This window comes from Humidesulfovibrio sp. (genome assembly GCF_035560995.1).
Taxonomy (GTDB): Bacteria; Desulfobacterota; Desulfovibrionia; order Desulfovibrionales; family Desulfovibrionaceae; genus Humidesulfovibrio.
Genome location: NZ_DATMYK010000178.1, coordinates 1 through 5,661, shown reverse-complemented (window position 1 = coordinate 5,661; position 5,661 = coordinate 1). Strand labels below are relative to the sequence as shown.

General features: G+C 61.3%; 7 protein-coding genes. 2 read left to right on the top strand and 5 right to left on the bottom strand.

Features of this window, described 5'->3' with window-relative positions:
* On the bottom strand, positions 1-352 hold a 352-nt coding region (locus tag VN419_RS06945; RefSeq protein ID WP_325645857.1), incomplete at its 3' end, for a rod shape-determining protein.
* 6 nt (positions 353-358) lie between these two features.
* Positions 359-571, bottom strand: coding sequence for a DUF6485 family protein (locus VN419_RS06940; protein WP_325645855.1), 213 nt, complete (start codon positions 569-571; stop codon positions 359-361).
* A 175-nt stretch (positions 572-746) separates the two neighbouring features.
* Here VN419_RS06940 and gcvT point away from each other — a divergent pair, with 175 nt between their 5' ends.
* Complete coding sequence (gcvT, locus tag VN419_RS06935) at positions 747-1,832, top strand: glycine cleavage system aminomethyltransferase GcvT (protein WP_325645853.1); 1,086 nt, start codon at positions 747-749, stop codon at positions 1,830-1,832.
* Positions 1,833-1,913: 81 nt separating this feature from the next.
* Here the strand turns inward: gcvT and VN419_RS06930 are convergent, their stop codons facing one another.
* Positions 1,914-2,558 carry a lysophospholipid acyltransferase family protein gene (locus tag VN419_RS06930; RefSeq protein ID WP_325645851.1) on the bottom strand — a complete coding sequence of 215 codons (645 nt, stop codon included), beginning with the start codon at positions 2,556-2,558 and terminating at the stop codon, positions 1,914-1,916.
* A gap of 16 nt (positions 2,559-2,574) precedes the next feature.
* Positions 2,575-4,308 carry an ABC transporter ATP-binding protein gene (locus VN419_RS06925; protein WP_414652921.1) on the bottom strand — a complete coding sequence of 578 codons (1,734 nt, stop codon included), beginning with the start codon at positions 4,306-4,308 and terminating at the stop codon, positions 2,575-2,577.
* A 250-nt stretch (positions 4,309-4,558) separates the two neighbouring features.
* Between VN419_RS06925 and VN419_RS06920 the strand changes: the two genes are divergently transcribed.
* On the top strand, positions 4,559-5,320 hold the full coding sequence (locus VN419_RS06920; protein WP_325645847.1) for a pseudouridine synthase: 762 nt from the start codon (positions 4,559-4,561) through the stop codon (positions 5,318-5,320).
* A 6-nt stretch (positions 5,321-5,326) separates the two neighbouring features.
* Here the strand turns inward: VN419_RS06920 and VN419_RS06915 are convergent.
* Positions 5,327-5,661, bottom strand: a 335-nt coding sequence (locus VN419_RS06915) for a LolA family protein (protein ID WP_325645845.1), incomplete at its 5' end; no start/stop codon positions are given.

Sequence of the window (5,661 nt, the reverse complement as noted above, 5' to 3'; positions counted from 1 at the left end):
CCGTAAGGCCATGGGAAACCACGACGCAGGCCTTGATGCGCACCCCGTCATCGGGCAGCACCTGGGCCATGAAGCGGCGCAATAGCTCTCGCGCGGGTTCGAAATCAACAATGCCGCCGGCCTCGACGGGACGGGCGACGCGGATGCGGTCCGGCGCCTTGCCGAGGTAGGTCTTGGCTTCCGCGCCGGTGACGATGACGGTGTTGGTGCCCTGTTCCAGGGCCACCACGGTGGGTTCACTCAGCAGCACTTCGCCATCGGGAGAGGCGATAAGGGTCTGCCCCGTGCCTATATCAATGGCGATGGCGTTGCTGCGCAGCATCTTGAGCGGATTGCGCAGGCGAAGCGTCATGGCGGCCTACTTCGCCGTCCGGCGCTGGATGAAGAATTCAACGCTGCGGTTGAAGGTCTTCTCCTCTTCCGGGGTGAAGTAACAGGCGGGCAGCTCGTTGCGCTGCCGGTGATAATGCAGGCACTCGCAGCACAGGGCGTGCTTGCTGCACGAGGCATGCGTGCAGGTGCAGTATTTGGAATTGATGGCTACGCGGGGACACTGGTCAATCTTTCGCATTCAAAACCTCCAGGCGCTACCGCCATGTGATTTTTTAAAGAAAATACCTCAAACCGTCAACAAGGCCGTTGGACCCGAAAAACCAGCGTCACCAAGGCGTTCAATATGATTGAGCTGGCGGCGGGAATGTGGCATAGGAATCTTGTCCACAAGATCATTCGATAAGGAGCTTGCTGTGGAAATCTTGAGACAGACGCCGCTCACCGGCTGGCACAAGGGCAAAGGGGCCAAGATGGCCGCCTTCGCCGGGTTCGACATGCCCATCCAGTACGAGGGCATCATCGCGGAGCACAATCACACCCGCCAGAACGCTGGCATCTTCGACATCTGCCACATGGGCGAGTTTTCCCTGCGCGGCCCCGGAGCCAAGGACGCCCTGAACACCATCGTCACCCAGGACCTGGATACGCTGGCCCCGGGCAAATGTCGCTACGGCTTTTTGCTGAACGAAAAAGCCGGCATCGAGGACGACCTCATCATCTACTGCCTGGACACGGACGACTACATGCTCGTGGTCAACGGCGCGTGCGAGGCCGGGGACTTCGAGCACATCAGGAAGCAGTTGCCCGCCGGGCCAGCCTTCACCAACATCTCCGACGCCACGGGCAAGATCGACCTGCAAGGGCCCAAGTCCTTTGAGGTGCTGAAGGACATCCTGGGCGCGGACTTCGTCTCGCCAGGCTACTTCAACTTCAAGCGCATCACCTGGCAGGGCTCGCCGCTCATCGTCAGCCGCACCGGCTACACGGGCGAGCTGGGCTATGAACTGTACCAGGACTCGAGCAAGACCCCGGCCATGTGGGACGCCCTGGCCGCACACCCGCTGGTGAAGCCTGTGGGCCTTGGCGCGCGCGACACTCTGCGCCTGGAGATGGGCTACCCCCTCTACGGTCAGGACCTGGACACGGAGCACACCCCGGTCGAGGCCGGTTTCGGCGGGCTCATCACCAAAGAGAAGTCCTTCACCGGCAAGGCGGGCCTTGGCGCCGTGCGCGAGCGGCTCATCGCCCTGAAACTGGAAGGCCGCCGCAGCGCCCGCCACTACGACACCCTGCACCTGCCCGACGGCACCCAGGTGGGCATGGTCACCAGCGGCTCCTTCGCACCGTCGCTGGGCCATTGCGTTGCCCTGGCCTATGTGGCCGAGGCCCACGCGGACAAGACCGACTTCCTGGTGCGCACCCAGCGCGGCGACCTGGAGGCCAAGAAGGCCGCCCTGCCCTTCAATCCCGGCGGAACGGCCCGCATGAAGCTGGCCTAAGCAGCTGCGACATCACGAAAAAAGGGGAGCTGAAGCTCCCCTTTTCTTTTGCGCGATGCCGCAACACACTGAAACAGAGAGCTATTCCGGTGGCAGTGCAGCGGCCAAGGCTTCTTCCAGGCGCTTGCCGCCAGCTGCCAGCATTTCCGGACTGGCCTTTTCCTCAAAAAATTCCAGAGCCTTTCCAAAGTACACCGGGCAACGGGTGAAGGGCATGGGCAGTTCGAAGCGGTCCCAGGAACGCTCGAAAACATGCTTGGACGCCGGGCGCGAACGCACGGGAATGAGCAGCGCTCCGGTCTTGTGCGCCAGGTACACCGCGCCGTCCTTCACCTTGTGCCGGGGACCGCGCGGGCCGTCCACGGTGATGACTCCGATGCGCCCCTGGTCAATATGGCGCTTCAGCGCGATGAGGGCCTTCAAGCCGCCACGCGTGCTGCTTCCCCGCGCCGTGCCGTAGCCGATGCGCTCCAGCACCTGGGCGATGATTTCGCCGTCGCGGCTCTCGCTGACAACAGTAGCCAAACGATTTGGCAGGCGGCACATGCCGTAGCCGGTAAGGGCGAAAAGCTCCGCGTGCCAGATGGCCAGCAGCACCGGCCGCCCGGAAGCCACGGCCGCCTCGATCTCCACCGGGCCGCCGTGGTCGTTGAAGCGGATACTGCGCACCCAGGCCCGGTACAAAACCGTGAGCGCCGGGCTGATGAGGCTGGGGCTGATGCGCATGGGCCTGTCCCGGTTCCTAGGTGAACAGCGCCTCGACGTTGCCGTCGGCGAACTGCATCTGGTAGAGCTTGGCGTACAGCGGGCAGGTTTCCAGCAGCTTGTGGTGCTTGCCCTGGGCCACGATCTTGCCCTCCTCCATGACCACGATGAGGTGGGCGGAGAGAATGGTGGACAGGCGGTGGGCGATGACGATGCTCGTGCGGTCGCGCATGAGGTTCTCCAACGCCAGCTGCACAATGCGTTCGCTCTCGGTGTCGAGCGCGCTGGTGGCCTCGTCCAGGATGAGCAGCGGCGGATTCTTCAACAGAGCCCGGGCGATGGTCAGGCGCTGCTTCTGCCCGCCGGAAAGCCGCGCGCCGCGCTCGCCGATGATGGTATCATACCCATCGGGGAGTTCCAGGATGAAGTCGTGGGCAAAGGCCGCCCTGGCCGCGCCCTCGATCTGCTCCTGGCTGAACCCGGCCTGGCCGTAGGCGATGTTGTCGCGCACGGAAGCGTTGAACAGGAACGCGTCCTGAGACACGATGCCCTGGGTCAGCCGCAGGCTCTTCAGGGTGTATTCGGTGAGGGGCAGGCCGTTCAGCAACAGCGCGCCGGAATCTATGTCGTAAAAGCGCGGAATAAGGTGCACCAGCGTGGTCTTGCCGGATCCGCTGGGGCCCACGATGGCCACCCGCTCCCCGGCGCGCACCTCAAGGTCGATGCCATCGAGCGCGGGCCGCGAGCCACTGGGATAGGTGAAGTGCACATCCTTGAATTCAAGCGACTTGAATGGCAATTCAACTTGCTTGGTCCCGCCGGATTCGACCACAACATGAGGCGAATCGAGGATGTCGAACACGCGCTCGGCCCCGGCCAGAGCACGCTGGATGTCCATGTTGCAGGCGTCGATCTTCTTGATGGGCTCATAGAGCAGGATGAGCGAGGCCATGAACGAGAAGAACGTGCCCGCGGTAGTGGTTCCCTCGATGACGCGCATGCCGCCGTAGAAAATGACCAGGCCGATGCCGATTGAACTCAGCATGTCGATGACGCGTGAGGACAACTCGCTGTTCAGCACCTGCTTGACGGTAAGGGCCATGAGCTTGTTGTTCTCGCCCCTGAAGCGCGTGGTTTCCAGCTGCTCCGTGGCGAAGGCCTTGATGACCTTGATGCCGCTGAAGCTCTCCTGCAGGAACACGTTGATGCTGGCCACGCCCGCCTGGGATTTGCGGCCCAGCTTGCGCAGTTTCTTTCCAAAGAATATCAGCGGGTACGCGGCGATGGGCACCACAACAACAGCATAAAAGGCCAGCTCGGCGTCCTGGTAGAACACCACGCCGATGAGCCCGGCCACCTCGAAGATCTCGCGGATGAGCATGACGAGAGACGGCACACTGTTGCGTATCTCGACGACATCGTTGAGAATGCGCGACATGAGCATGCCAACCTGGCTTTCCTCGTAAAAACGCATGGGCAAGACGACGATTTTTTCGTAGAGGTCATTGCGCAGCGCCTCGATGACGCGCATGCCCACGCTGTTCATGTAATAGGTCTGCACGAAACGGAAGCAACACTTGGCCACCATGACGCCCATGATCATGAACGGTAAGAGCTTCAAGGCCTCCACGTCGCGGTTCACGAAAATCTGGTCGATGGCGGGCTTTACCAGATAGGCCATGGCTGCAGTGCAGCCTGCCACCACGAACATGGACAGGAAGGCCGCGATGACCTTGATCTTGTGCGGCATGAAGTAGCCCAGGCAACGCATGATGAGGTGCCTGTTGCCGAAATAGTGCAAAGACTTTTCTTTGGCCAAAAAACTGCTCCCGGTTCGGTTATGGTGCGCTCGGCACGGACCTGTGTGTACTGGCTGCTGGCCCTGCTGGCAATGGAAATCCGTGTTTCAAACTTCACCGCTGCGCTGGGCTATTCGCTTCATTTTTGAACTCACCACAGCAAAAACATAGCTCTTGAATTTGTCAAGACAAACTCTAGAAAACACAACAGGCTGAAAATACATGACTGCTGAAAAATCTCCCCTGATCCGCATCAACAAGTACCTGTCCGAATGCGGCGTGGCCTCGCGACGCGGCGCGGACGAGCTCATACTGGCCGGTCGCGTGCAGTTGAACGGCACGGTTGTGGCCGAACCCGGCGTGCGCGTGGACCCGGAGGCCGACCGCGTGCTGGTGGACGGCCAGCTGGTCAACCACCCCTTTGCCTGCGGCGGCCGCGACCTGACCCTGCTGCTGCACAAGCCCGTGCAGGTGGTGACCACCCGCAGCGACCCCGAGGGACGCCAGACGGTGTTCGACATCCTGCCGCAGCAGTATAAAAACGAACGCCTGCTGCACGTGGGACGCCTGGACTACTTCTCCGAAGGATTACTTCTGCTTACCACCGACGGAGAACTCATGAACCGGCTCATTCATCCGCGTTGGCACCTGCCCAAGGTCTACCACGTGCTGGTGCGCGGCGCCGTGTCCGACATCAAGCTCGGCATCATGCGGGACGGCATGACCCTGAAGGAAGGCGAAAAGCTCGCGCCGGTGAAGGTGGATATTTTGCGCAAGGATGACGGCGGAGTATGGTTGGAAATGACGCTCATGCAGGGGCTTAACAGGCAGATTCGCCGCATGTGTCGCGACCTGGGCTGGACCGTTCTGAAGCTCATCCGCGTGCGCCAGGGGCCCATTAGCCTGGGAACGCTGAATCCCGGCCAGTGCAGGCCGCTCACCCCCGCAGAGGTGCGCGGCCTGCGCAAGGCCGTTTGTCTGTAACCAAGCTTATTGCTTGGTGTTGTCCTTGATCTGGGTGCCGGAAGGCGGAGTGAATTCAAACAGCTTCGCATCGGCGCGCTTGTCCAACTGAAGGTTGTTCAAGGTCACCTGGTTGCCGTTGCCGAAGAAATCCACGATGAGCACGCGGCCGAGCAAGCTGGTCTTGGTGTCCACCCAAATGTAGGCCAGGACCATGGTCGGCTCCGGTTCCTTGGGCACAAGACGCAGTTTTGTCAGGCCATTTTCCGTGCCCTGCTCCTCAATCTTAAAGTCTTCCTTGAGATTTGCCTTGCCGGAAAGGAAGCGGATCATGGTCTTGGAGTTGAACACCTGATTGCTGC